We start from the raw sequence: 22,860 nt of genomic DNA, 5'->3' as shown, positions 1-22,860 counted from the left end.
AACCGAAGGCCACGCCCATGAACGGCTCCCGCGTCGCAGGCCTGGTGCTGCCCGCGATGTTCCTGCCGGCCCTGCTCGTGAGCCCGTGGTGGTACTGGCGGCACCGCGGTGACTCGTGAACCGCCGCGTAGGTGCTCCTACCTCTCCTGGACCCCGGGAACCCTGACGTCCACGACGCACACGTCGTCCCGCCGCTCCTCCGGCAGCATCTGCGCGAGCAGCGGACCCAGCGACCCGGGCCCGTCGCCGTGCGGCGTCGCCACGGCGTCCGCGAGGCGTTCCATGCCGCGGTCGATGCTCTCCGGAGGATGCTCGACCAGGCCGTCGGTGAACAGGATGAGCCGGTCGCCCGGGTCGAGACGGCACTCCGCCTCCTCGAAGACGGGTGTGGCGGCCGCCCCGAGCAGCATGCCCCGGGGGCGGTCCAGGTACCGCACCTGGCCGTCCCGCAGGAGCAGGGGCGGGGGGTGCCCGGCCTGTGCCCAGACCAGACGCCGATCGCGGGGGGCGTAGCGGGCCAGCACCATGGTGGCGGTCGCGTGCGAGTCCCCCGAGTGCAGCAGCAGCGTGTTCAGCCGGGCGAGCGCGCCGGTCAGCGACGAGCCCGTGATGACCATGCCCTTCGCGGTGAACCGGAGCTGGGCCATCGTGGCGACGGCGTCCACCCCGTGCCCGGCGACGTCACCGACCACCAGCAGCGCGTCCCCGTCGGGGAGTTCGATGGCGCTGAACCAGTCACCGCCGACGTGCACCCCCGACTGGGCGGGCAGGTAGGCGACCTCGACCCGCAGACCGGCCAGGTGCACCGGCCGGCTGGACATCGGCAGCAGCGCGTGCTGGAGCCGGGACGCCAGGGTCCGCTCGGCCTGGAGCACGTCGTGCTGTGTGATGATCGCCCGCTCGCTCTCGACCAGGGCCAGCTCCGCCCGCCGCCGGGCGGTCATGTCCTGCAGGAAGCCGTGCACCTCGACGGGCGTGCCGAGCCGGTCGCACACCGCCTCGGCCACCAGGCGCAGATGCCGGATGCCGCCGCTCGTCCTGATACGGAACGGCACGTCGAACGGCCTGCCGTCCTGGGCGAGTTCACCGACCGCGCGGGTCAGCGCGGGCGTGTCCTCGGGCAGCGCGAGCTCCGGCACCTCGGTCAGCGGCGCCGGGCCCTGCGCGGGATCCCGGCCGAGGAGGGCGTACACCTGGGTCGACCAGGACGCCTCCGGCGTGACCAGACTCCAGTTCGCCCAGCCCAGGTTGCCCAGCCGCTGCAGATCCGCCAGCCGCTGCTCCTGCCGGTCCGAGGAGCCGTGGCGGATCCAGGAGACGACGAGGGCGTCGCCCAGCGGCGCCACCCGTGCCGTGTACGTGAACAGCTCCGCGACGCCCGCCACGACCTCCTCGTACGCGAACGGCTCGCCCTCGTACTGCTCACCGGTGGCCAGTACGCGCAGACAGCCCCGCCACAGCGGCTCGGCCGCCAGAGCCGGCCGGAGCTCCAGCAGCCGCCGCCCCGCCGGTGGCTCGCCGCTACGGCCCAGCAGGTCGCCCACCTGGGCGGTCGCGGCCTCCACCCGGAAGTCCTCGGCCTCGCCCGACACGGATCGCAGCGGCGTCAGCAGCATCGCCGCGACGGGCAGTGCCTCGAACAGCGCCTGCACCGCGTCCGTGGCGGCGTCGGCGGCCCGCTCGGGCGGGGCATCGAAGGCGCGCAGCCGGCCGGCACACAGCCCGGTGACGCCCCGCAGGTGTGCGCGGTCGCGCGGCGTGAACGCCCCGGCCCGGCCGCGCAGCACCCCGATGCAGACCTCGGCCGAGCCGGACGAGACCACCGGCAGCCAGGCACGCGACCGCCACCGCTCGGGAGGTTCCCCGATCAGCAGGTATCGCCGCCCGTCCGAGGTCACGTCCTCCAGCCAGCGGGGCTCGCCCGCCCGCAGCGCCTCCAGCGGCGCTATGCCGGTCAGCGGCGGCACCTGGCACCACTGGGAGGCAAGCTGGTCGTCGATGCCCGCGTGCCCGATGAGTTCGAGGCCGCCGTCGGGCCTGCGGGCGTACAGCAGGATCGCGTCCGCCGACATATCGGGGCCGAGATGGTCCAGCAGGCACCGGGCGAGGTCGTGCGGTGTCGTCACCCGAACGAGGGCCTGGCCGAATCGGGCCAGAGCGGCCGTGACGTCGTCCGGCACGGCCGTCTCTTCCAGGGCGCCGGTTTCGGAGCCGGGAGTCTCCATGCCGTCGGACTCGCCCGCCCTGCCCGGACGGGGTGCTGCGGGCGCGAGGCGGCCGAGGGTGATCCAGCACTCCTCCAGCAGGGTGTGACGGGCCGCTTTGGCCTGCTGGAGCAACTGCTCGCCCGCCGCGTCGGCGGAACACCCGGTGAGCGTCATCACCGCGCCCTTGGCCCGTTCCACGACAGCCGAGGTGGCCGCCTGGTCGCGCAGCCGGTCCAGCTCGGCGCGCTGCCGGGCGACGATCTTGGCCAGTTCGACCAGGTCCGGTGCGGCACCGGGCTGCGCCGGTGTCACGGGCTCGCTCGTCACGCGTTGAGCATGGCACACCTGGCCGGATTCGAAGACCGCCTTGTGCGCACGGACCGTTCGCCGGTCCCGGGCGCCCCCTCGGTCACCTCCGCCTCGCGGGGGACGGCCTCAGCGGCCGTCGCGCGGATACAGCCACTGCCTCAGCAGCCGGCTGAGCCTCGGCATCACCAGGTACGTCAGCACCGGCAGCATGATCAGCGGGAACACGGCGGCCCGCAGCGGCAGCGGCCAGCCGGTGGTGTGCGGGGTCACCAGCCACTGGATGAGCAGGGTGAAGGGGTAGGCGCCGAGGAAGGTCGTGAGGACCATCTTCCACCGGGGCGGGGCCTGCGCCGTGGTGCCCGGCAGGCTGAACCAGGTCTCCATGCCGGTCGTCGACTGCCGTTCGCTGCTGACCTCGGTGGCGATGTCCTCGATCCGCCGGTGCCAGTGCGCGCGTTCCTCGGACTCCAGCCAGGCGGCGAGCCGGTGCCGGTCGGACCAGCGCAGCACCGCGTGGTAGCGGTGTCCGTCCTGCGGTGTCAGCCAGGAGACGCCCTCGTTGCCCGGGAACTGTCTGGCGCAGCGGCTGATGCCGCGCGTCCACTCCTCGAACTGCCGCTCCCGGCCGGGGCGCACCTGCCAGGTCAGGATCGTGGTCACCGGCTCGGCGCGCCGGACTTCCGTGGTGCTCATTCCTCCACGTGTGCCACGCGTGGCGCGGCTCATGCCCCCCGGTTCACGCCTGGCGGTTCGCCTCCACCAGGGCCTGCGTGACCGCCCGGACGCTGCGCGCGATGTGCTGCAGCTGCATGACCTCGGCCGCGTACAGCTTGATCGTGTGCTCGATGACGCCCTCGTGCAGGCCGAGTCCGGGCAGGTCGGCGCGGGCGGTCTGCAGGGCGGTGCGGGCGATCCGGATCTCGTTCTGGACCTGGATGTGGGCGTGCCGGGCGAGGAGGACGGGCTGGCGGACGAACACGGGGTATCCGGCGTAGCGCGCCGGCACCAGCTCGCGCAGCCACTTGGCCGCGGAGCGCTCCCAGTCGTAGCTCCCGGGGGTCTTGACCTGGCAGGGCCAGTCCGGGCTGATGCGCGTGGACGTCAGGGGCATGATCATCGCTTCCGGGTGTGCGGCGTCGTGAGGGTGGACGACGGGTCGGGGCGGCCCCGGCCTAGGGGATGGCCGGGGCCGCCACGGACACCCTGGAGGCCGGAGTGGGTAGGCCCCGGCTTCCACGGGTGCGGAACGGATCCGGAACAGCCGGGTCGCGTTCCGTGAGCAGTATTTATATATGCCATCCGGTTTGCAAGGAGCATGAAAACATTCATGCGTGCTTTGTTGTGGATGGTCCCCGTGTGTGCGCGGATGCGTGCCGCCCGGTCACTGAGCCGGCCCCTGAGCCGGCCCCTGGGTCAGTCTCCTGGGTCTTCTCGTGAGTCAGTCCCTGAGGAAGAACTGGTGCTGGTCGGCGACCTGCTCGTACTCCTCGAGCCGGGCCTGCGTCCGTTCCGGATCCGCGTCCGTCATGGCCTGCAGCAGCGCCGAGCACATCACGCCCGGGGCGGCGTAGGAGTCGAAGACCAGGCGCGATCCGGTGCCGGTGGCGAAGGCGACGTCGGCCTCGTCCGCCAGCGGCCCGAGCGCCAGGTCGGTGATCAGCGCGACCTTGAGCCCGGCGCCCCGCGCCACCCGGACAGCCGTCAGGGTCTCCTGGGCGTGCCGGGGCATGGAGAACGCCAGCACCCAGGTACCACCCGCCTCACGCGACTGCAGCAGCGCGTCGTAGGCGACACTGCCGCCCCGCGTGACGAGCCGGACGTCCGGGTGGATCCGGCGGGCGGCGTAGGCGAAGTACTCGGCCAGCGAGACGGAGATGCGCAGCCCGAGGACCGTCAGGGGTGCCGACGACGACAGCTTGCGGCCGATGTCGATCACCAGGTCGGGATCGGTGAGGTCCCGCCGCAGGTTCTCCAGGTTCTCGATCTCGGTGTCGACCGCCGCCTGCAGTTCGTTGCCCCGGTTCTCCTCCGCCGGGCCGCCCGCGAGGGTGCCGAGCGCGATCGACTGGAGCTTCTCGCGCAGCGCCGGATATCCGCTGAAGCCGACCGCCGAGGCGAACCGCGTCACCGAGGGCTGGCTCACCCCGACCCGGTCCGCGAGATCCGTGATCGACAGGAACGCCGCCTCGGTGATGTGCTCGATGAGGTACTGGGCGATGCGCCGCTGCCCCGGGGACAGCCGGGGCCGGTCGAAGAGAGTACGCAGCTGGGAGGACGGGGAGACCTCCGTCTCCGGGGCGGCCTTCCCCGAGCTGATCGCGGATGCCTGTGCGCGTGCCTGCTGCGGCGATGGCACCGGTGCGCCTCCTTCGTCTCCCAGGGACGTTCAACATAGCTCACCCACCGTGGTGACCAGGGATTCTTCGCGCAGCATGAGGTGCCCGGCCCGGGCATACCCGTAGGCCCGGCGGGAACCCGCCGTCGCAGACCCTACCGAGAGGAGCCACGGCGATGACCGTCCCCGAGGAGAACCGGCCCAAGACGCAGACCACGGACGAGGTCCTGGAACAGCAGGAGGAGAGCCGCGACCGGCCGCCGGGCGGTACGGGCCGCACGCTGCGCGAGGCCCTGGAGGAGGCCGAGGTGCGCCCCGGCGACTACGAGGACCGGTAGGGGCCCCGGCCACCGCAAACGAACCGATGACGCTTCCGGCAGGTGAGATCGCATGGGCGCACTGAGTGCGCTGGAAGAGACCCTGGAGAACCGATGGGACGCGCTGTGGGCGCGGGTCCGTGACAAGGGGCGGGTCGAGGTCGTCGACGCCTTGCGGCGCGAGTGCGACGACCACGCCGTGGTGTGCCGTGAGGGCCGCGTCATGGTTCCCAACGCCTACGACGTGGAACTGCCCGAGGACGTACACGACCAACTGACCCGCACCGGCACCGACGTGGGCCAGGCCCTCACCGACAGTCTGGCCCGCCACGCGGAACGCCGGGGCTACGAGTGGGCGGGACCCCTGGCGGTCCACGTGGCGAGGTGCCCCCACGTCCCCAACGGCCGCTACCGGGTGGCCAGCCGCGTGATGCCCCACGTGAGCGCGGACGGCTTCTTCTACGCGACCCACTGAAGGCGTCCCCACAGGAGCGCGGGCGCGGGGAGCCGCGCGAACAGCCACAGCGCACGCGCGGCCGGCGACAGAGGGGGCACTCAGCGGCGATAGACCGTGATCGAGTGCCCGACATGGTCAACGGGGCGGCTGCTGCCGATCAGTTCGGCCAGCCGCCCCGTGGCCTTCGCCGCCGCGGAGTCCGAAACCGCCAGGAGCCCGCGCACCTCACCCACCGGCACCCGCCGGGGATCCGCGCTCTCGATGCCGTAGAACCCGGGCACCCCGCTGCCCTTGTACACGAGCCACACCCGCTCGCCCGGGTACCGCTCCCGCAGCCGGTCAGCGAGCCGCCCCAGGTCCTGGCCCCAGTCCACGTTGGAGTCGTGCAGCCACTCCCGCGTCCGGCCGGGCCCTCCGAACGCCTCGTTGGAGTACGGCAGATAGCAGGGAAACGTCCGCACCGAACTGACCGCGGCGAACGCCACCAGCACGGCCGCCCCGACGGACACCCACCGCCGTCGCACCTCCAGCACGCACCCCGCCGCCACCGCGAGGAACAACGGCAGGAACACGGCGTACCGGGTCCCGAAGTCCCGCGCCCCCTGCATGGCCGCCGCCAGCAGCACCAGGGGAGCGGCCAGGAGGTGAGGGGCGGCAGGCCGCAGCCGCCGTACCGCCACGACGGCCAGGACACCCCCGGCCCACAGCGCCGCCGTCCCCAGCGGCGTCTTCACCAGCAGCGCGGCCGGCAGGTAGTACCAGAGCGAGCCGTCGTAGAGCCGCCCGAACAGAAAGCCCTGCCAGGGCCGGTTCTCCAGCCCGAACTGCACCCGCATCCCGTCCCGGTAGGCCTCCGGGAAGGGCAGGAGACGGACCAGCAGCCCCCGCAGCCCGTGCACCACGGGCACGTGCTGCTCCGGAGTCCAGCGCAGCCGCCAGTCGACCAGCAGGTACGTGGCCCACACGACCGCGATCGCTGCCAGCGCCACCACGCCCGCGGCCGAGACCGCACGCACGAGGCGCCGGCCTCCCGCGGGCGCCTGCCACACCGACACCGCGGCCAGCACCACGAGCACCGGCACGGCGGGCAGTGTGCTCATCCTCGTGGCCAGAGCCGCCCCCAGCGCCACCCCCGCGAGGGGTACGTACGGCAGGGGCTTTCGGCGGGCCCGCCACACCAGCCACGCCGACGTCAGCACGAACCCGGCGGCCGGTACGTCGAGCGTGGCGAGCGAGCCGTGGGCGATGACGTCGGGGGAGAAGCAGTACAACGCGAGCGCGGCCAAACCGGCGACCGGCCCGGCCAGTTCACGGGCGAAGGCGAAGACGACAAGCCCGAACGACAGGGTCAGCGCGATCACCGGGAGGCGGGCCCAGAGCATCAGCCGCCACGGGTCGTTGCCCGACTCGTAGAGGAGATGCCGCCCCGACAGGCCCTGGTCCCCGGCGAAATCCGGGTCGACGTGCGGACGGGCGAGGGCCACCCCCACGCCGATCACCAGCTTGCCCAGCGGCGGATGCTCGGGATTGTGCCGCAGCCGGTGCTCGTGCACGTACTCCGAGGCGGCGCCCACGTACACCGGTTCGTCGATCGTGGGGGTCTGCCGCACGGCGGTGGTGACCATCGCGAACGCCATCTGCGCGAGCAGCACCGCCACGAGCAGCGGCACCGCCCACCGTCCGCCGGGCCGCCGGGCGGAGCCCGCCGGGGCCGGGGGCGAGAGCGACACCGGCCGGGGCACGGCGGGAGCGATCCAGAGGTCCCTCATGGGCCCACTCTGTATCAGCCCCCGCCGTACACGGCGTCACCGCCGCACGAGTCGCACCGACAGTCCGTCAGCCGTGTGGACGGGCACGGCCCGCAGCGTCTGCGAGTCCAGCTCGACCCGGTCGAACCGGCCGCGCAGCAGCGGAGCCGACAGGACCGGGACGGTCGTGCCCGCGGCCGGCGGCCGCTCGTCGTCGAGCCGCAGCGACAGCACGGCGCCCCGGCCCAGCAGGACCCGCCGGCGCACCGTGAGAGCCGGGCCGTGGTCCCCGCGCAGCGGCAGCTCCAGCGTCGAGCGGCCCTCCTGGACGTACGAGCCGCGTACCCGCAGCACCTGGTCCGCGCGGAGCGTGCCGCCCGTGACCCGGACGTCGCCCTGGCCCAGGGCGCCCGGCGACGCGGCGACCAGCGTGCCGGCCTCGACGACGGTCCCGCCGCGGTAGCGGTTGCGGCCCGTGAGGGTGAGGGTGCCCGTACCGCGCTTGGTCAGCCCGCCGTCGCCCTCGATGTCGTTGCGCCAGCTGTCGGCCGCGTGGAAGCCGCCGGCCGCCGCGTCCAGCGTGACGGTGACGTCGCAGTCGAAGGCTCCGTACCCGTCCGCCGCGGCGAAGAGGTTCAGCCGGCCCCACTGCTCGAATCCGTCCAGCAGGACGTACCCGGAGGGCAGCCCCGTCGTCCGCAGCACCTCGCGGCGCTGGGCCGCGGTCAGGTACGGCAGCCGCGTCTCCAGCAGCACCTCCGCACCCTTCGGCACGGTGAGCGGGTCCTTGGGGCCGCGGCGCGGCAGGACGTACGTCAACCGGTGCCCGACCGCACGGGCGTTGGCCGCACGGTCGCCGTACGCGTCCCCGTCACCCGGGTGGGCGTAGGCGTACAGCGTGTCCGCCGTCGTGCCGGTCCGCTGCGTGAAGTAGGCGAGGGCCTGCGCGCGGGCCGCCGCCTTCAGCTCCGCGTTCGCCGGGTCCGCCAGGGCAGCGGCGGTCAGGGCGGTGGCCATGACGCGGCCGCCGATGACGTCGACCGTGGAGTGCATGCCCGCCATGATCCGGGTGTGGCTGAGCTCGAACGCGCGCGTCACGATCTCCTGGAACCGCTCGGGCACGGCGTACGCGAAGGCCAGACCGGCCAGGTGGAAGGCGTTGGTGTGGCCGCTGGGGTACCCGCCGTCCTCCTCCGGGTGCTCCGAGCGCTGGCGCAGCAGCTGCGTGGCGACGACCACGTCCGAGTCGTACACCGGGTAGCCGAGGGCGTCCTTCCTCCCGGTGTCGACGACCTCGCTGTCCTCGTTCATCCGCCACGGACGCGGGTACTGGAAGGTGAACTTGCCCGGGTTGCTCGAGGCGAACGGACCGCGCACGGTGTCGACCAGCCTGGCCACCTTGCCGAGTTCCGAGTCGTGGGAGCCGGCGCCGATCGCGGAGCCGGCCGGGGCGTCGGCGGGCAGGGTGTCGCTGATCTTGGCGGGGGGCGTGCCGTCCGGGGCGGCGGTGATCGACGTGACCGCCCTGGCGCCCGCCTTGTACAGACCGGCGAGCGGGCCGAGACCGGCGATCATGGCGTAGCTCTGGTGCTGACGGTCGTAGAGGAACGCCTCCTTCGCCTGGGCCTCGGTGCGGGACCGCGTGACCCGGGCGCAGTAGCGCATGTTGGCGCGCAGCACCTCGCGGTCCAGGACCCGGCCGGTGTCCCAGGCGTCGCCGGTCTTCCACACCTCGGCCATGCCGCCCAGGACCCGGACGACCGCGTTGGTCTCGGGGGTCAGGTTCGCGAGGACGTTCGACTTGTAGTCGTCGACGAACGGGGCGAAGCCCGTGGCCGCCTTCGCGTCGGCGGCACCCAGCCACGCGGCGAAGGTCGGTGCGGCGAGCAGGCCCGCCGAGGCCCCGAGGGAGGTTCTGAGGAAGCCCCGCCTGTCGACGGTGGCGGCGGCGGTGCGGTGCTCGGCTGATGACGGCATGGGTGCGCCTCTCTGGAGTTCTGCCGATTAGTTCTGCGACGGGAGCTCCGGCCGTGCGGCCGGGACGTACTGTGACGTGTGCGACTTCTGGTGTCTCTGAGCACTTGTGTGGCACCTGTTGCGTACGAGGGAAGATCTACGGCCGTGCTGTGGCCCTTCGGGGAGGGGACGGCCACGGGCCGGTGTCCGGACGGTGAACGGCGGCCGCCCGGCTCACAGAAGCGAACGGGCCGGCGCCACCGCGCCCTCGACCGGGGGCACGCGCAGGGGCTGCCGCCGGGCTCCGGGCAGGGCTTCGGCGAGAGCCGAGGTGAACGCCTCGTACAACGCGGGCCGGGCGAGCGCCGTGCCGCCCCCCACCACCACGTCGTCCACCGTGACCCCGCGCGCGGCGAGCCGTACGACGAGCGCGGCCAGCGCCCGGCCGCCGTCGGCGATCACGGCCCGGGCGAGCGATGAGCCGGCCTCGGCGGCTTCGAACACCACCGGTGCGTGACGGCCCCGGTCGGCGGAGACGTCCGTGCCGGCCTCCAGCGCCGCGCCGAGCGCGGGCACCTCGGCCACGCCGAACGCGGCGACCAGCCCGGTCGCCAGCGCGTCGGGCTCCTCGCCGCGGTCGTGCGCCGCCCAGACGGCCCGCGCGGCCTCGCGGACGAGGCCGGCCGCGCTGGCGACCGGGCTGGTCGCCGAGCACCGCGCCCCAGCCGCCGACCTGTACCGGGCCGCCGTCGGGCGAGGACCCCACGGCGACCGAACCCGTACCGGCGACCAGGCCGACGCCCCTGTCCAGCCCCGCGGCGGGCACGAGCAGTTCGGCATCGCCCACGACCAGCGCGGGTACCCCCAGCCGCTCCTGAAGCGCGGCCCGGACCCCCGCGCCTGGCGGGGTGTCTCACAGGCGTGCCCGCCCACGGCGACGGCGGACGGGCGGGCACCGGGCGGCGGGGCGTCATGGAGCAGGGCGACCAGCCGGCCGGCGGCGGCCCCGGCATCGTGCGGCCGCCCCGCGCTGCCGCGGACCCGGTCGACGACGGTCCCGCCGCGCGCGAGAGCGCGCAGCTGCGTCTTGGTGCCGCCCACGTCGATACCGACCACGTAAGGCGTGGAGTCCTGCACGGGTCCTCTTTCGTCGGAGCGCGGTCACGACGACGGCAGGCGAACCGCACGTCGGACCACGGCAGTTGAAGAGGTAAGGAAGCCCCGGGACGGGCTTCTGCGGGCCACGGCAGGCGAGTACCGTGGAGTTCGTTAGGAAGTTAACTAACGAAGTAGGGTGCGTCAAGAGGCACGGAATTCCCGATGCCGCGCCACTCTTGCGACCGGCCTGCACGGCCGCAGCACGACCTGGGGAGACCATGCAGCTGAGTGAGAGTGCCCGTGTGGTGTTCGAGGTACTGGCCGGGACGGGCACGGCCACCCGCCCCCAGCTGGCGGCCGGTGCGGGCCTTTCCAAGCCGACCGTCTCCACCGCCGTGGCCGAACTCGAGGCCGTCGAGCTCGCCGCCCACTCCGGGCGCGCCTTCGGCGGCACCGGCCGCAGCGCAGCGATCTACCGTCTCGGACCGGCCGCCGGTGCCGTGCTCGCGGTCGACCTGGGGCCGGCCAGGACGAGGGTGCGCGGCTGCGCCCTGGACGGCACGCCGCTCGCCGAGGGCACCGGCACCCGCCCCGAGGCGGCCGGCACCGTCCGCAAGGTCCTCGACGCGCTGCCGGCCGGGGCTCCGCTGCGGGCCGTCGTCGTCGCCGTCGGCGACGTCACCACGCGCGACCGCGAGGGCGCCGGGGAACGCCCCGCGACCGCCAAGGCCGGACCCGCCTTCGACGCCATGGCCGTCGCGCTGCCCGAGGGTGTGCCCGTCCACCTGGAGAACAACGTCAACTGCGCCGCCCTCGCCGAACTGCACGAGGGTGCTGCCGTGGGCCGCGACACCTTCGGGTACCTGCGCATCGGCGTCGGCATCGGTCTCGCCGTCGTCATCGGCGGCCGGGTACTGCGCGGCGCGAACGGCGCCGCCGGTGAGGTGGCCCGGCTGCCCTACCCCTGGGACGACGACCGCGCCCCGTGCCACGAGGGTCTGGAGCAGCGCATGGGCGCGCGCACCCTGCTGCGCCGGGCGGCCGAGGCCTGGCGGGACGCCGACGGACCCCGCCCGCGCACCGCGGAGCGGCTCCTAGCCCTCGCCGGGCAGGGGCACGCCACGGCTCGTGCCGTGGTCGACGCGCACGCCGCCGACGTGGGCCGGCTCGCCGCCGCCGTCGCCGCCGTCCTCGACCCCGGACTGATCGTGCTGGGCGGCGGCACCGGCGCGGATCCGCAGCTCCTGCCGGGTGTCCGGGCCGAGCTCGGGCGGCTGAGCTGGCCCACCGAGGTGGTCAGCAGCGTGGTCGGGGACACCGGCACCGTGGCGGGCGCCAGCAGGCTGGCCGTGGCCCATGGAATTCAAACCGTGACCGGAGCTGTGCGGGCGAAGCATTGACGGCTGCGCCATCGGTCTGCCAATGTCCGGACAAGCGCTTTCTGAGCCGGCCGGGACGCCGGCTCCGGGTGAGCCTCCCGCCCGTACGTGAAGTACGGCAGCCGCACGAGGGCGTGCTTGTGCGACGCCGGCCGTCATGGCCGGGGACCCCACCCGTCAGGGCAGACGCGGCCGGGCGAGGCCGTGCCTCCGGAAAGCGAAATCTCCTGCAAAATGCACCCGTGCCGCCTCGGCTGGCGCCGTGCTTCTTCCGCTACGACGAAAAGGGATTGAAGATGACCAGTCTGGGTGTGCGGCGCTCGCGCCGACTCGGCCGCAGCGGCATACGCCGCGTTGTTCCCCTCGCTGCTGTGGCGACGGCGGGTGCCCTCCTTCTCTCCGCCTGTGGGTCGGAGTCCGACTCGGGCGGGAACGCCAAGTCGCTGACGTTCTGGATCTCCACGGTCCCGGGGCAGGACGCGGGCTGGAAGAAGATGGTGGCGCAGTACAAGAAGGAAACCGGCGTCAAGGTCAAGCTCGTCAACATCCCCTACGACGGCTACGACGCGAAGCTGCGCAACGCCGCGCAGGCGAACTCCCTGCCCGACGTGGCGGCGGTGCCGAAGCTGGACCCGATCTGGGCGAACAAGCTGATCGACCTCGGCTCCATCGCCAACAAGAAGAGCAACAAGATCAACAAGAACTTCATCGCCAAGGACTCGTCCGGGAAGGTGCTGTCCATCCCCTCGGACGTCACCGCGTCCGGCCTGTTCATCAACAAGACGCTGTTCGAGAAGGCCGGCGTCTCCTTCCCGACCTCGCCCCAGAAGACCTGGACCTGGACCGACTTCATCAAGGCGGCGGACAAGGTCCGGGAGAAGACCGGCGCCAAGTACTCCCTGACCTTCGACCAGTCGCCCTCCCGGCTCCGCGCCATGGTGTACGAGCTCGGCGGGAAGTACGTCCACGCGGACTCCTCCGGCAAGTTCTCGGTGGACGCCGCGACCAAGAAGGCCGTGAAGCGCTTCGTCGAGATGAACGACGACAAGACCATGCCGAAGTCGGTGTGGACCAGCGGCGCCGACCCGTCGGCCATGTTCCAGAGCGGTGACGTGGTCGCCTACTGGTCCGGCGTGTGGCAGGTGCCCGCCTTCGCGGAGAGCATCACGAAGTTCGACTGGGCGAGCGTCCCGACTCCCGCCGAGCCGGTGCAGGCCAGCGACGTCAACAGCGGCGGCATGACGGTCGGCTTCAACAACAACGCCGACGCGGCCGCCGCCGCGACGAAGTTCCTGTCCTGGCTGTACGAGCCGGCCCACTACCAGGCGCTGTGCGAGGCGTCCGGGTTCCTGCCCGTCGAGAGCGGTCTGAATCCGAAGTACCCCTTCAAGTCCGAGGCGGCGCAGGCGGCGTTCAAGCTGTACAACGAGTCGATCCCGCTGTACGCCCCGATCTCCGGCTACTTCAACACCGCGCAGACGAACTGGGTGCTGAAGGGCAAGAGCCTCACCGAGGACCCGACCAAGACGGAACTGGGCAAGGCGATCAACGGTCAGCAGTCGGCCGACAAGGCCCTGCAGAACATCGTGGACGGCTACAACCAGCAGGTCGGCGGCTGAGCGCGGGCCCACAGGTCCGGGCGGCGGGGTCGAGACACCGCCGCCCGGCCTCGGCCCCCCCACGTGATGCCGGGCTCATGGCCTGAGCCCACAGGCCCCATTCCACCAGCACGGAGTCAGGAAGATGACCAAACGCGCCCCGGACGTGTCCGCGAGCCCGCTCAGGAGACACAGCAAGTACACCCTTGCGCCGCTCGTCCTCATCGCGGCCAATGTCGTGCTCTTCGCGCTGTTCTTCGTCTGGCCGGCGGTGATCGGGCTCGTCTACTCCTTCACGAACTACACGGGCGTGGGGGCGTTCCAGTTCGTCGGACTGGACAACTACAGCAACCTGTTCGGGGACTCCACCTTCTTCGACGCGCTGACCCGGACGCTGCTGTACACCGTGCTCTTCGTTCCGCTGAACTTCGCGTTCTCGCTGCTCATCGCCAATGTGCTGGTGAGCAAGCACGCCAAGGGCGTGTCGGTCGCCCGCGTCTTCTTCTTCATTCCGTGGCTTCTGTCGCCCATCGTCGTGGGTGTCCTGTGGCGGTGGCTGTTCGGTGAGAACTTCGGACTGGTCAACCACGTCATCGAGACGCTCGGCGGAAGTGCCGTTCCGTGGCAGTCGAACGCGGACCTGTCGCTGATGGTGGTGGTGGCGGCGGCATCCTGGGCCTGGACGGGCTTCTCGATGCTGCTGTTCATCGCGGCGATCAAGAACGTACCGGCGTCGTACTACGAGGCGGCCTCGCTCGACGGCGCCGGTCCGTGGCGCCAGTTCGTCAGCATCACACTGCCGAGCATCGCGCCCACTTCCTTCATCGTCATCCTGCTCAACACGATCCACGCGATGAAGGAATACCCGCTGTTCGCCTCCCTCAACAACGGCGGCCCCGGAACGTCGAACAATTTGCTTGTTCAGTACATCTATCAGACCGGCTTCAAGTCGGGCCAGATCGGCTACGCGAGCGCCGCGTCGTTCGTGCTCATGCTCATCCTGATGGCCGTCGCGATCATCCAGCTGATCGTCAACCGGCGGGTGGAGAACCGATGACAACCACAGACATGCCACGCCCGGTCGACTCCGAGCCCGGACGGGCTGTTCCCAGGAAGCGGCCTCGCGGCGCGGTCGGCGGTGGGATGCGGCGCGCGGTGCCCGCGACGACACTGCTGTGGGTCCTGGCGGCCGTCTACGGGTTTCCGGTGCTGTGGTTCGTCCTCAGCTCCTTCAAACCTGCGGGAGACTTGTTCTCCTCGCTGACACTGTTTCCGGACGACCCCAGCCTGTCGGGCTACAGGGCAGCGTGGGACGGCGCCAACTTCTCCCAGTACTTCATCAACACGGCCATCGTGTGTGTGATCGCGACGATCCTCACGGTGGGCGTCAGCTGCTGCACGGGGTACGCGCTGGCCAAGTACGACAACAAGTGGCTCAAGGCGTTCTTCATCTGCATCCTGGCCACGACGATGCTGCCGTCCGAGGTCATGCTCGCCCCGCAGTTCCTGGTGGTCCGCGACCTGGGCCTCTACAACTCGCTCGCGGGCATCATCTTCCCGGCCTTGCTCACCGCGACCGGATGCTTCATGTTCCGCCAGTTCTTCCTGACGGTCCCGGACGAGCTCATCGAGGCCGCCCGCATCGACGGGGCGCGTGAGCTGTCGATCTTCCTGCGGATCATGGTGCCGATCTCCCGGCCCATCATGCTGACGCTCGCCATCCTGTCGTTCCAGTGGCGGTGGAACGACTACATCTGGCCGCTGCTGATGCTCAACGACCCCAACAAGTTCACCGTGCAGATCGGCATCCAGAGCCTCGTCGGGGCGCAGAACATCAACTGGTCGGTGGTGCTCGGCGGATCGGTCATCTCCATGATCCCTCTGATCGTCGTCTTCCTGGTGTTCCAGCGCTACGTCATGAACGCCGACATCAACGCCGGACTGAAGGACTGACCGTGCCCGCCTCGCTCGACCACGAGTTCGTCCGCGCGGTGGCCGGCGCCGTCGGTGGCCGGGCCCGCACCCCCCGAGTGATCCCGACAACCCACGGCATGGTCACCACCGGCATGAAGGGCTGATCCACCCGTGCACCTCCCTCATCAGCGCGGCCCGTTGCACGACCTCGCGGACACCCCGGAGGCGTACGACGCCGTCCTCGCCGACGTCACCGAGCAGGCCCTGGCCCGCATGACGCCGCAGGGAAACCTCGAGCACCCCGACTGCGTCGACGACATCGGCGACACGTCCCTCGGCATCACCTCACTGCTGGCCCTGGCCTGGCAGCGGAGCAAGGACCAGCGGCTGGTGGAGGCGGTCCGCCGCAGCCTCGCCTTCCACCTGGACCAGCGGGTCTACACCGAGGACAACCCCGGCTACCCCAACCTGCGGGTGCGTGACTCCGGACTGCCGTACGCCCGGTACACCCTGGCGGCCGGCGCCCACCCCGTCGGCGACTGGCCGAGCACGGTCTGGGCCCTGCTCCAGGCGGTCAATGTCCTGGACGCGGCCGACGGCCTCGTCGACGACGTACAGCGCTCGGACCTCCTGAAGGTGGCACACGGCTACTGGCGCTGGCTGACCGAGGTGACCTTCTTCAACCCGCAGGAGGCCGGCAACCAGGCGATCGGCTGCGTCGTCGGCGGCCTGATGCTGGCCCGCCACCTCGCACCCGCCGAGGGCGAGGCGGTGCTGCGGGAGGCGCTGCGGCTGTACGAGGACGAGATCCGCGCCCACCGGGTCGCCGACCGCGGCGCGCTCCTGCCCCCCGAGCACGGCGGCGCCTACGACAACAACTACGGGCCGATCTCCCTGTCCTTCCTCGCCCAGGCCCACCGGATCAGCGGCGAGGAGGTCTTCGCCGAGGACGGCGACGCGCTCGCCCGCTACATCGACGCCCGCCTGACCAACGGCGGGTTCGACAACGGCGGCCCCCGCTACAGCGAGCAGCACTCCGCCTTCGAATCGGTGCTGGGACTGCGCTACTTCAGCGCGCGCATCGGCTCCGACCTGGGCCGCTACCGGGGCGACAGCCGCTGGGCCCGGCACGCGTGCAAGGCGGACGGCGGCGTCGACGGCCACTTCGCGTGGATGCTGGTCTGGCAGATCCGGGACACCACGCGCTGGCACCGCACTCCCTCGCCGGCTCCGGCCCGCCACCAGCTCCGCGCGGGCACGGTGTCGGTGGCCTTCGACGACCGCATGACCCCGTCGCTGGTCGAGGCGGCCGGCACGTACTACCTCCCGGCCGCCGTGCGCCGCCAGCACGGCTTCGGTCCGGTGACCGACGGCTTCCTGCTGTGCCGCCCGATGGGGGAGGTCCGCGTCCGGGACGTCAGCGCCGACGGCCTCACGGCGAAGCTGGTCACCAAGCCGGTCGTGGGCCGTGACCACGTCCTGCGTCACGTCCAGTCCCTGTACGTGACGGACGGCACCACCCTGTGGACGACGGTCGCGGTGGAACGACTCCCCGGCACGCCGTACCTCCTCGCCGGCCTGCCCTACGCCACCGACGACGGCGACCGCGTCCGCAGGACCGCCGACCCCCGGGCCGTGGCGGCAGGGGGCCTACGGGTGACCCACCCGGCCCCGGACGACCCGCACCACTTCGACACCCGCGCGTCCGTCACCCAGGAACAGGCCGCCTTCGCCCTGGCCCTCGACCCTCGCGGCTACGGCAACCCCGACGAGGGCTGGCGCCACCTGGTCGCCTCCTCCGCCCTGGAGGCCGACCCGGCCCCCGGCGCCCCCGAGGACCTGCACGTCTTCGCGGTCCGCTACGGCCCGGGAGGCGACGCGTTCACACCGGCGCTCGCGCGCGAGGGCGCGGCCCTCAGGGTTCGCACGGAGGCGTTCACGGCGGTGATCGGCGACGCGGCAGGCGACGCGAACGCCGAACCGGAGCTGACCCTGTCCCGCGGAACGGACGCCTGACAGCGGTTCACCCACGGCGCTGCGGCGGGTACGGCCCGAGCGCGGGCAGTCCACCGCCTGCCGGCAGGGCCTGATCACCCACGCCGAGCCCTCGGACGGGGCACGCCTGGTCGCGCGCATGGTTCACTCCTCTCCGCGCGGCAGTGCCGACTCCGGTACCACCAGGTCGGCCCGTCCCCGGGTCGTCGCGACCAGTTCCGCGTTGGGCTGGTCCGAGCGGGACACCCATGCCCGGGCCTCCTTCTGCGTCTTGCCGAACCGCCCGTGCCGGGCGACCAGTCGGCGGATCCGCTCAGGCTCGGGGAGTTCGCAGAACCACACCTCGTCGAGGAGCGGACGGACGCGGGCCCAGGCTCCGGTGTTCAGCAGGAGGTAGTTGCCCTCGGTGATGACCAGACGGGCCGTAGGAGGGACCGGGATCGCGCCCGCGAGCGGCTGCTCCAGGACGCGTTCGAAGCCGGGGGCGTAGACGGTGTCGTCGGCGTGTGTCTCCTCGCGCAGGCGCGCCAGCAGGGCCGCGTAACCGGCCGCGTCGAAGGTGCCGGGCGCGCCCTTGAGGTCGCGCAGGCCGAGGCGCTCCAGTTCGGTGTCGGCCAGGTGGAAGCCGTCCATGGGGACATGGGCGACCCAGGGGGCGCCCGATCCGTTCAGGTCCCGGACCAGCCGCCCGGCGAGCGTCGACTTGCCCGCGCCGGGGCCGCCGGCGATGCCGAGGAGCGCGCGTCGGCCGCCCCGGGGCAGGGCGGCGGCGCGGTGGACGAGGTCGTCGTAGGTGAGCGGCACGGAGAAGAGTGTGTCACCGGCGTCCGGGCCCGGCGCGAGAGCCCCGCACCCCTCGCGCCGCCGTGCGTGCGTCTGGCGTACCTGCGGCGTGCGCCACTCACTGGAACATCTCCGGGCGGGGAACCGGTCCTGTATGACGCAGCTCGGTCTCCCCGAAGACATCCAGGCCTGCCTCTTCGATCTCGACGGCGTCGTCACCAGGACGGCCCTCGTGCACGCGGCCGCCTGGAAGGAGATGTTCGACGCCTTCCTGCGCGAGCGGGACGGTGAGGACTTCCGGCCGTTCGACGCGGCGACCGACTACGACGAGTACGTCGACGGCCGGCCACGCGCCGACGGCGTGCGCACCTTCCTCGCCTCCCGCGGCATCGACCTGCCCGACGGCGACCCGGACGACCCGCCCGGCGCCCGGACGGTGCACGGACTGGGCCACCGCAAGAACGACCTGGTCCTCGAGAAGATCCGCACCGACGGTGTGGAGGCCTACGAGGGCACCCTGCGGTACCTGGAGGCGGTCCGGGCCCGGGGACTGAGCACCGCGGTCGTCTCCTCCAGCGCCAACTGCCGTGACGTGCTGCGCTCGATCGGCGCCGAGCACTTGTTCGACGTACACATCGACGGCCTGGTCGCGGCCGAGCGCAAGCTGCCCGGCAAACCGCACCCCGACACGTTCCTGGCCGCCGCCGAGGACCTCGGTGTCCCGCCGTCCGCGGCCGCCGTCTTCGAGGACGCCCTGGTCGGCATGGACGCGGGCCGCGCGGGCCGCTTCGGGTACGTCGTCGGTGTCGACCGCGTCGGGCAGGCCGACGCCCTGTACGCGCACGGCGCCGACATCGTGGTGAAGGACCTGGCCGAACTGGACGGTACGGAGTGATCGTGCAGCGGGCGTACGCCATCGAACCCGGGGTCGACGAGGGCGAACCCCACGGGCGGCTCGTCACCCCATGAGCGGACCCTGGACCTGCGGCGCGGTGTGCTGAAGCGGGTCTGCGAGTGGACATCCCCGGCGGGCTCGACCGTGCGGGTGCGCTCCACCCGGCTGGTGTCCGACCATCCGTCACCACGGCATCGAGATCACGGTGAGCGGGGACGCCCCAGTCGACCGGGCCATCCCGCCGCTGAAACATCGCCCGGCCCCGCCCCGCACCGCACCGCGCCCCGACGGCCCGCTACCCCCCGGCGACCAAGTCAGGCATTTGGCTGCATTCCACCCTGTATCCCTCCATCTCGCGGGATAGCTTGGCCGTGTTTCCGATCATCGGCTTCCCAGCCCTGCGGGTGGGAGGTCGCAGCGGCTCTGCGGCGCACGGGGAAAGGGGTGGACGATGGCCGACGGCGCGAACGCCCTCCTCGTCCGGATACGACGACGTGAGCAGAGCCAGAGGTCCGGCACGCCCCGCAAGCGGCGCGTCGACCGGCCGCTCGCCGCGCTGGCCGCGGTGTTCACGCTCGCCCAGCTCGCCCTCGTCCGGCCCGTGCTGGGCCTCGGCTGGGACGAGATCGTCTACGTCAGCCAGGTCACCTCCCACACTCCGGCGGCGTTCTTCAGCGCCCCCCGCTCCCGCGGCGTCTCGCTGCTGGTCGCGCCCGTCGCGTCCTGGTCGTCGTCGGTCCCGCTGCTGCGCGTCTACCTCGCCCTGCTGTCCGGCCTCGCCCTCTACCTGGCCCTGCGCGCCTGGCGAGGCCTCTTCCCGACCCGTGTCCTGGTCGTCGGCGGCGCCCTCTTCGCCTCCCTGTGGGTGACCCTCTTCTACGGTCCGCAGGCCATGCCCAACTACTGGGTCGCGATCGGCGCCCTGATCAGCGTGGGCTGCTTCCTGCGGGCCCGGGCGGAACGTTCCGCCCGGGCGGCACTGTGGGGTGTCGCGGCGGGCGCCGCGCTCATGGCGTGGATGCGGCCCACCGACGCGGTCTGGGTGGCCGTGTCCCTGCTCGTCCTCGCCCTGGCGCGCCGCCACGGGCGTCTGCTCCTCGCGCTGATGGCGGGCCTCGCCGCGGGCGCGGTCCCGTGGGTGATCGAGGCCTACACCGGCCACGGCGGCCTGGTGGAGCGGCTGTCGGAGGCCTCGCGGATCCAGGGCGGCCTGGGCTGGCAGATCGCCGTCGACGACCACATGCGCAGCCTGGGCGGACGTGCCCTGTGCCGGCCGTGCACCGGGTCGATGCCCCACCCCGTGGTCGCCGTCTGGTGGTTCGTCCTGCCGGTGCTGGCCGGTGTCGCGGTGCTCGTCGCGGCCCGGGCCCGGCGTCTGGAGCGGACCCTGGTGCCGCTGGCCTGCGCCGCCACGGCCGCCCTGCCCTACCTGTTCATGATCGGTTACGCCGCGCCCCGCTTCCTCCAGCCGGCCTACGCCCTGCTCGCGTTCCCGGTCGCCGACGCCCTGTGGCACCTGGTCAGGACGCCGGGCGGGGCATGGCGGCCGGTGGTCGCCGCACTGGTCGCGCTCGGTCTGGCCGGGCACCTGGCGGTGCAGCTCGCCGTCCTGGAAGGCGCCGTCTCCCGCAACACCGAGAGCCGCCGCGACTGGGACCGCACGGCCGGAGCACTGCACCGCCTCGGCGTGCGACCGCCCTGCCTGCTCACCGGCCACGAGGCCATCCCGATCGGCTACTACACCGGCTGCTCCTCGGGTGCGACCTCCGGCAACAACGAGAACACCACCGTGGCCGGCATCCTGCGCACCGCGGAGCGCCTCCCGGTCGCCCACCTCTCACCGGCCGGCGGCACCCCGCCCCGCTACGCCCGCACCTGGCCCGTCCACCGCGTCTCGGACCTGGACGTCCGCGTCGCACCGCCGGCGCAGCGCGACGGCGGCCGCTGACGCGTCGACTCGCGTCCTGCGTCCGCACGGTTCAGGAAGGAGCCGGTGGAGTTCCCGGCGTCCCACCGCCCCGGGCCGCTGAGCACCGCAGCGCCCTCCCTGACGGCGTCCGCGCCGAGGCGCCCCGCACGCACGACCGTACTGGCCCTCACCTACCGCGACGGCGTGCTGACCGCGGGGGACCGGCGGGCCACGCTGGGTGACCTGATCGCCCAGCGGGACCGGGAGATCGTGCGCCCCGCCGACGACCGCACCGGCACCGCGCACCGGCAAGGAGACCGCGTCCGAGACGGCCTCGCGCCACCGCCGGTCCTCCTCAGAAGCCGGTCTTTGATGTTTCGAGATTGACCGGTGGGTAGCGGCCGGGCCGCCGCGGGTGTGACTCCCGCCGGCGCCCGAGGCTTTCGGACGCTCACCCGACCGGCGCGCGTCCGCCGAGGTTAGAGCCCGCGTAACGGGAAACGCGGAACGGACAGCAGAGACGAACGAGTCGACGCAGCGCGACAGGGAGGCAGGAGTGATGGGCACGGAACCGATGCGCCCCGGACCGATGGCGGACGACGCGTACCAGCCCACCGGGACCAACGAGGAGCAGGAGGACGCCGCGCCGCTGGACCTGCAGGACGCCGTCGACGAGCGGACCTACGACGACACCCTCGACGAGGGCTACTCCCCGCCGGAGAAGCCGCTCGGTGTCACCAAGCGCGGCACCACCGCCGCCGAGCAGCACGAGGGCGAGACGCTCGACCAGCGGCTCTCCCAGGAGGTCCCGGACGTGACCGCCGAGCAGGTCGGGGACGGCGTGGGCGACAGCCCCGACAGCGACGGCGAACCGGTGGACCCCGAGGCGGGCACGGTCCGCGCCGGCCGCCTGGTCGCCCCGGACGAGGGCGCCCACCCCGACACCACGAAGGAGTCCGTCGCGACGGACCTCGGCATCGACGGCGGGGCGGCCGGCGCGGAGGAGGCCGCCGTGCATGTGGTGGAGGACGACAGCACACTGCCGGAGGACGACGGCAGGGGGTGAACCGCCCCTGGGCGTGAGGTGTACGCCGGGCACCGGCGAGGCCACCGCACCCGAGCGCGTCCGCGCCGGGCCGGTGGCCTCGCCGGTGCCGGTGGCCTGCGGGCTACGGCAGCAGCTTCTCGAGGGCGGCCGGCCCCTCCGCCGCCAGCTTGCGCTTGGCCCATTCGATGTTGTGCGGGGTGAGGTCCTTGCCCGAGGCAAGGACGAGGTCCTCCGGTGACACGTCGGTGCCGGTACGGGCGTGGAGCAGGCGGTCCGGGGTGGTGCGGTCCTCGGGCGGCCGGGACGCGGCGGGCTGTGACGTCGACATGTTCTCTGCTCCTAGGGTCCGGATCGCTGGTGCGGCCCCGGTGCTGAAAAACGGGTCCGCTATCACCATTGCCCGCGGGAGCGCGGCGTGCATCCGGAGAGCACGGTCCCGGCCCGGCCACCCCGTTCGGACGCCCATGGATGTCGCGACGTCCTACTCCGGTGAGGTGGACTCACGTGCCCCTGCGACTGGCAGGAGCTTTTCCATGCGCACACGTGTGACCGCCGCGGCCGGTCTGGCCTGCGCCGCCGTGCTGGCCTTCGCCGGCACGGCGAGCGCCGACTCGGGCCCCGTCGGTATCGCCACCGACAGCCCTGGCCTTCTCTCCGGCAACGTCATCCAGATCCCGGTCGACATCAACGCCAACATCTGCGGCAACTCGCTCAACGTGATCGGCCTGCTCAACCCGGCGTTCGGCAACGAGCGCAAGATCAAGGACTGACGCACCGGTCGTACGGCCTGCCGGGGGGGGGGGGGGGGGGGGGGGGGGGGGGGGGGGGAGAGGGTGGGGGGGGGGGGGGGGGGGGAAGGCGGAATGATCACCGTGGAGCGGCCGTACCTGCCGTTCACACCGACCGAGTTCG

Annotated in this window: 21 protein-coding genes and 2 pseudogenes; 14 read left to right on the top strand and 9 right to left on the bottom strand. The window is 72.5% G+C overall.

Translation table 11 applies throughout. The features are described from left to right. Nucleotides 1-137: 137 nt before the first annotated feature. From ACZ5TL_RS06685 to ACZ5TL_RS06670, 4 genes are all read right to left on the bottom strand, one after another. A complete protein-coding gene (locus tag ACZ5TL_RS06685) occupies nt 138-2,534 on the bottom strand; it encodes a SpoIIE family protein phosphatase (RefSeq protein WP_468588286.1) in 2,397 nt (798 codons plus the stop codon). Between the two features lie 108 nt (nt 2,535-2,642). Continuing rightward, on the bottom strand, nt 2,643-3,209 hold the full coding sequence (locus ACZ5TL_RS06680; RefSeq protein WP_468588285.1) for an antibiotic biosynthesis monooxygenase: 567 nt from the start codon (nt 3,207-3,209) through the stop codon (nt 2,643-2,645). Nucleotides 3,210-3,252: 43 nt separating this feature from the next. Next, on the bottom strand, nt 3,253-3,633 hold the full coding sequence (locus ACZ5TL_RS06675) for a hypothetical protein (RefSeq protein WP_468588284.1): 381 nt from the start codon (nt 3,631-3,633) through the stop codon (nt 3,253-3,255). 321 nt (nt 3,634-3,954) lie between these two features. Then, a complete protein-coding gene (locus tag ACZ5TL_RS06670) occupies nt 3,955-4,872 on the bottom strand; it encodes a MurR/RpiR family transcriptional regulator (protein WP_468588283.1) in 918 nt (305 codons plus the stop codon). A gap of 155 nt (nt 4,873-5,027) precedes the next feature. Here ACZ5TL_RS06670 and ACZ5TL_RS06665 point away from each other — a divergent pair, with 155 nt between their 5' ends. After that, entirely contained in the window at nt 5,028-5,189 is a 162-nt protein-coding gene (locus ACZ5TL_RS06665) for a hypothetical protein (RefSeq protein WP_468588282.1), read from the top strand. A gap of 52 nt (nt 5,190-5,241) precedes the next feature. Further along, nucleotides 5,242-5,643: a DUF3662 domain-containing protein gene (locus ACZ5TL_RS06660; protein WP_468588281.1), complete on the top strand. Its 402-nt coding sequence runs from the start codon at nt 5,242-5,244 to the stop codon at nt 5,641-5,643. A gap of 80 nt (nt 5,644-5,723) precedes the next feature. Here the strand turns inward: ACZ5TL_RS06660 and ACZ5TL_RS06655 are convergent, their stop codons facing one another. From ACZ5TL_RS06655 to ACZ5TL_RS06645, 3 genes and pseudogenes are all read right to left on the bottom strand, one after another. Continuing rightward, nucleotides 5,724-7,394 (bottom strand): phospholipid carrier-dependent glycosyltransferase, encoded by a 1,671-nt coding sequence (locus tag ACZ5TL_RS06655; RefSeq protein ID WP_468588280.1) that lies wholly within the window; start codon nt 7,392-7,394, stop codon nt 5,724-5,726. A gap of 36 nt (nt 7,395-7,430) precedes the next feature. After that, nucleotides 7,431-9,350 (bottom strand): phosphatase PAP2 family protein, encoded by a 1,920-nt coding sequence (locus ACZ5TL_RS06650; protein WP_468588279.1) that lies wholly within the window; start codon nt 9,348-9,350, stop codon nt 7,431-7,433. Nucleotides 9,351-9,563: 213 nt separating this feature from the next. After that, nucleotides 9,564-10,466, bottom strand: a pseudogene (locus ACZ5TL_RS06645) (N-acetylglucosamine kinase). 239 nt (nt 10,467-10,705) lie between these two features. Here ACZ5TL_RS06645 and ACZ5TL_RS06640 point away from each other — a divergent pair. The 6 genes from ACZ5TL_RS06640 to ACZ5TL_RS06615 all read left to right on the top strand — a co-directional run bounded on the left by ACZ5TL_RS06640 (nt 10,706) and on the right by ACZ5TL_RS06615 (nt 17,334). Beyond that, nucleotides 10,706-11,827, top strand: a complete 1,122-nt coding sequence (locus ACZ5TL_RS06640) for an ROK family protein (RefSeq protein ID WP_468588278.1) — start codon at nt 10,706-10,708, stop codon at nt 11,825-11,827. Between the two features lie 275 nt (nt 11,828-12,102). Next, nucleotides 12,103-13,425, top strand: coding sequence for an ABC transporter substrate-binding protein (locus tag ACZ5TL_RS06635; RefSeq protein ID WP_468588277.1), 1,323 nt, complete (start codon nt 12,103-12,105; stop codon nt 13,423-13,425). A gap of 124 nt (nt 13,426-13,549) precedes the next feature. After that, nucleotides 13,550-14,461 carry a carbohydrate ABC transporter permease gene (locus ACZ5TL_RS06630; protein WP_468588276.1) on the top strand — a complete coding sequence of 304 codons (912 nt, stop codon included), beginning with the start codon at nt 13,550-13,552 and terminating at the stop codon, nt 14,459-14,461. Continuing rightward, complete coding sequence (locus ACZ5TL_RS06625; RefSeq protein WP_468588275.1) at nt 14,458-15,357, top strand: carbohydrate ABC transporter permease; 900 nt, start codon at nt 14,458-14,460, stop codon at nt 15,355-15,357. The genes ACZ5TL_RS06630 and ACZ5TL_RS06625 overlap by 4 nt, the downstream gene beginning before the upstream one ends. 2 nt (nt 15,358-15,359) lie before the next feature. Next, the gene (locus ACZ5TL_RS06620; protein ID WP_468588274.1) at nt 15,360-15,482 is read left to right on the top strand and encodes a hypothetical protein; all 123 of its coding nucleotides are present in this window, start codon (nt 15,360-15,362) and stop codon (nt 15,480-15,482) included. A 7-nt stretch (nt 15,483-15,489) separates the two neighbouring features. Continuing rightward, complete coding sequence (locus ACZ5TL_RS06615; protein ID WP_468588273.1) at nt 15,490-17,334, top strand: hypothetical protein; 1,845 nt, start codon at nt 15,490-15,492, stop codon at nt 17,332-17,334. A 123-nt stretch (nt 17,335-17,457) separates the two neighbouring features. Here ACZ5TL_RS06615 and ACZ5TL_RS06610 read toward each other — a convergent pair whose 3' ends face one another. Then, nucleotides 17,458-18,117 carry a nucleoside/nucleotide kinase family protein gene (locus tag ACZ5TL_RS06610; RefSeq protein ID WP_468588272.1) on the bottom strand — a complete coding sequence of 220 codons (660 nt, stop codon included), beginning with the start codon at nt 18,115-18,117 and terminating at the stop codon, nt 17,458-17,460. Between the two features lie 133 nt (nt 18,118-18,250). Here ACZ5TL_RS06610 and ACZ5TL_RS06605 point away from each other — a divergent pair, with 133 nt between their 5' ends. From ACZ5TL_RS06605 to ACZ5TL_RS06585, 5 genes and pseudogenes are all read left to right on the top strand, one after another. Next, nucleotides 18,251-18,991, top strand: a complete 741-nt coding sequence (locus ACZ5TL_RS06605; protein WP_468588271.1) for an HAD family hydrolase — start codon at nt 18,251-18,253, stop codon at nt 18,989-18,991. 69 nt (nt 18,992-19,060) lie between these two features. Next, nucleotides 19,061-19,165: pseudogene (locus tag ACZ5TL_RS06600) on the top strand (hypothetical protein); the annotation flags it as partial. 277 nt (nt 19,166-19,442) lie between these two features. Beyond that, entirely contained in the window at nt 19,443-20,939 is a 1,497-nt protein-coding gene (locus tag ACZ5TL_RS06595; RefSeq protein ID WP_468588270.1) for a hypothetical protein, read from the top strand. A 45-nt stretch (nt 20,940-20,984) separates the two neighbouring features. Continuing rightward, nucleotides 20,985-21,287 (top strand): hypothetical protein, encoded by a 303-nt coding sequence (locus tag ACZ5TL_RS06590; RefSeq protein ID WP_468588269.1) that lies wholly within the window; start codon nt 20,985-20,987, stop codon nt 21,285-21,287. A gap of 187 nt (nt 21,288-21,474) precedes the next feature. After that, complete coding sequence (locus ACZ5TL_RS06585; protein ID WP_468588573.1) at nt 21,475-21,966, top strand: DUF5709 domain-containing protein; 492 nt, start codon at nt 21,475-21,477, stop codon at nt 21,964-21,966. A 103-nt stretch (nt 21,967-22,069) separates the two neighbouring features. Here ACZ5TL_RS06585 and ACZ5TL_RS06580 read toward each other — a convergent pair whose 3' ends face one another. Next, nucleotides 22,070-22,276, bottom strand: a complete 207-nt coding sequence (locus ACZ5TL_RS06580) for a hypothetical protein (RefSeq protein WP_468588268.1) — start codon at nt 22,274-22,276, stop codon at nt 22,070-22,072. Between the two features lie 205 nt (nt 22,277-22,481). On the opposite strand from ACZ5TL_RS06580, the gene ACZ5TL_RS06575 reads away from it, so the two are divergent. Then, the gene (locus ACZ5TL_RS06575) at nt 22,482-22,718 is read left to right on the top strand and encodes a chaplin (RefSeq protein ID WP_468588267.1); all 237 of its coding nucleotides are present in this window, start codon (nt 22,482-22,484) and stop codon (nt 22,716-22,718) included. Nucleotides 22,719-22,860: the final 142 nt, after the last annotated feature.

This window comes from Streptomyces sp. NPDC033136 (assembly GCF_055578235.1).
The sequence above is the reverse complement of the archived record's forward strand: the minus strand, read 5'-3'. Positions and strand labels throughout refer to the sequence as shown.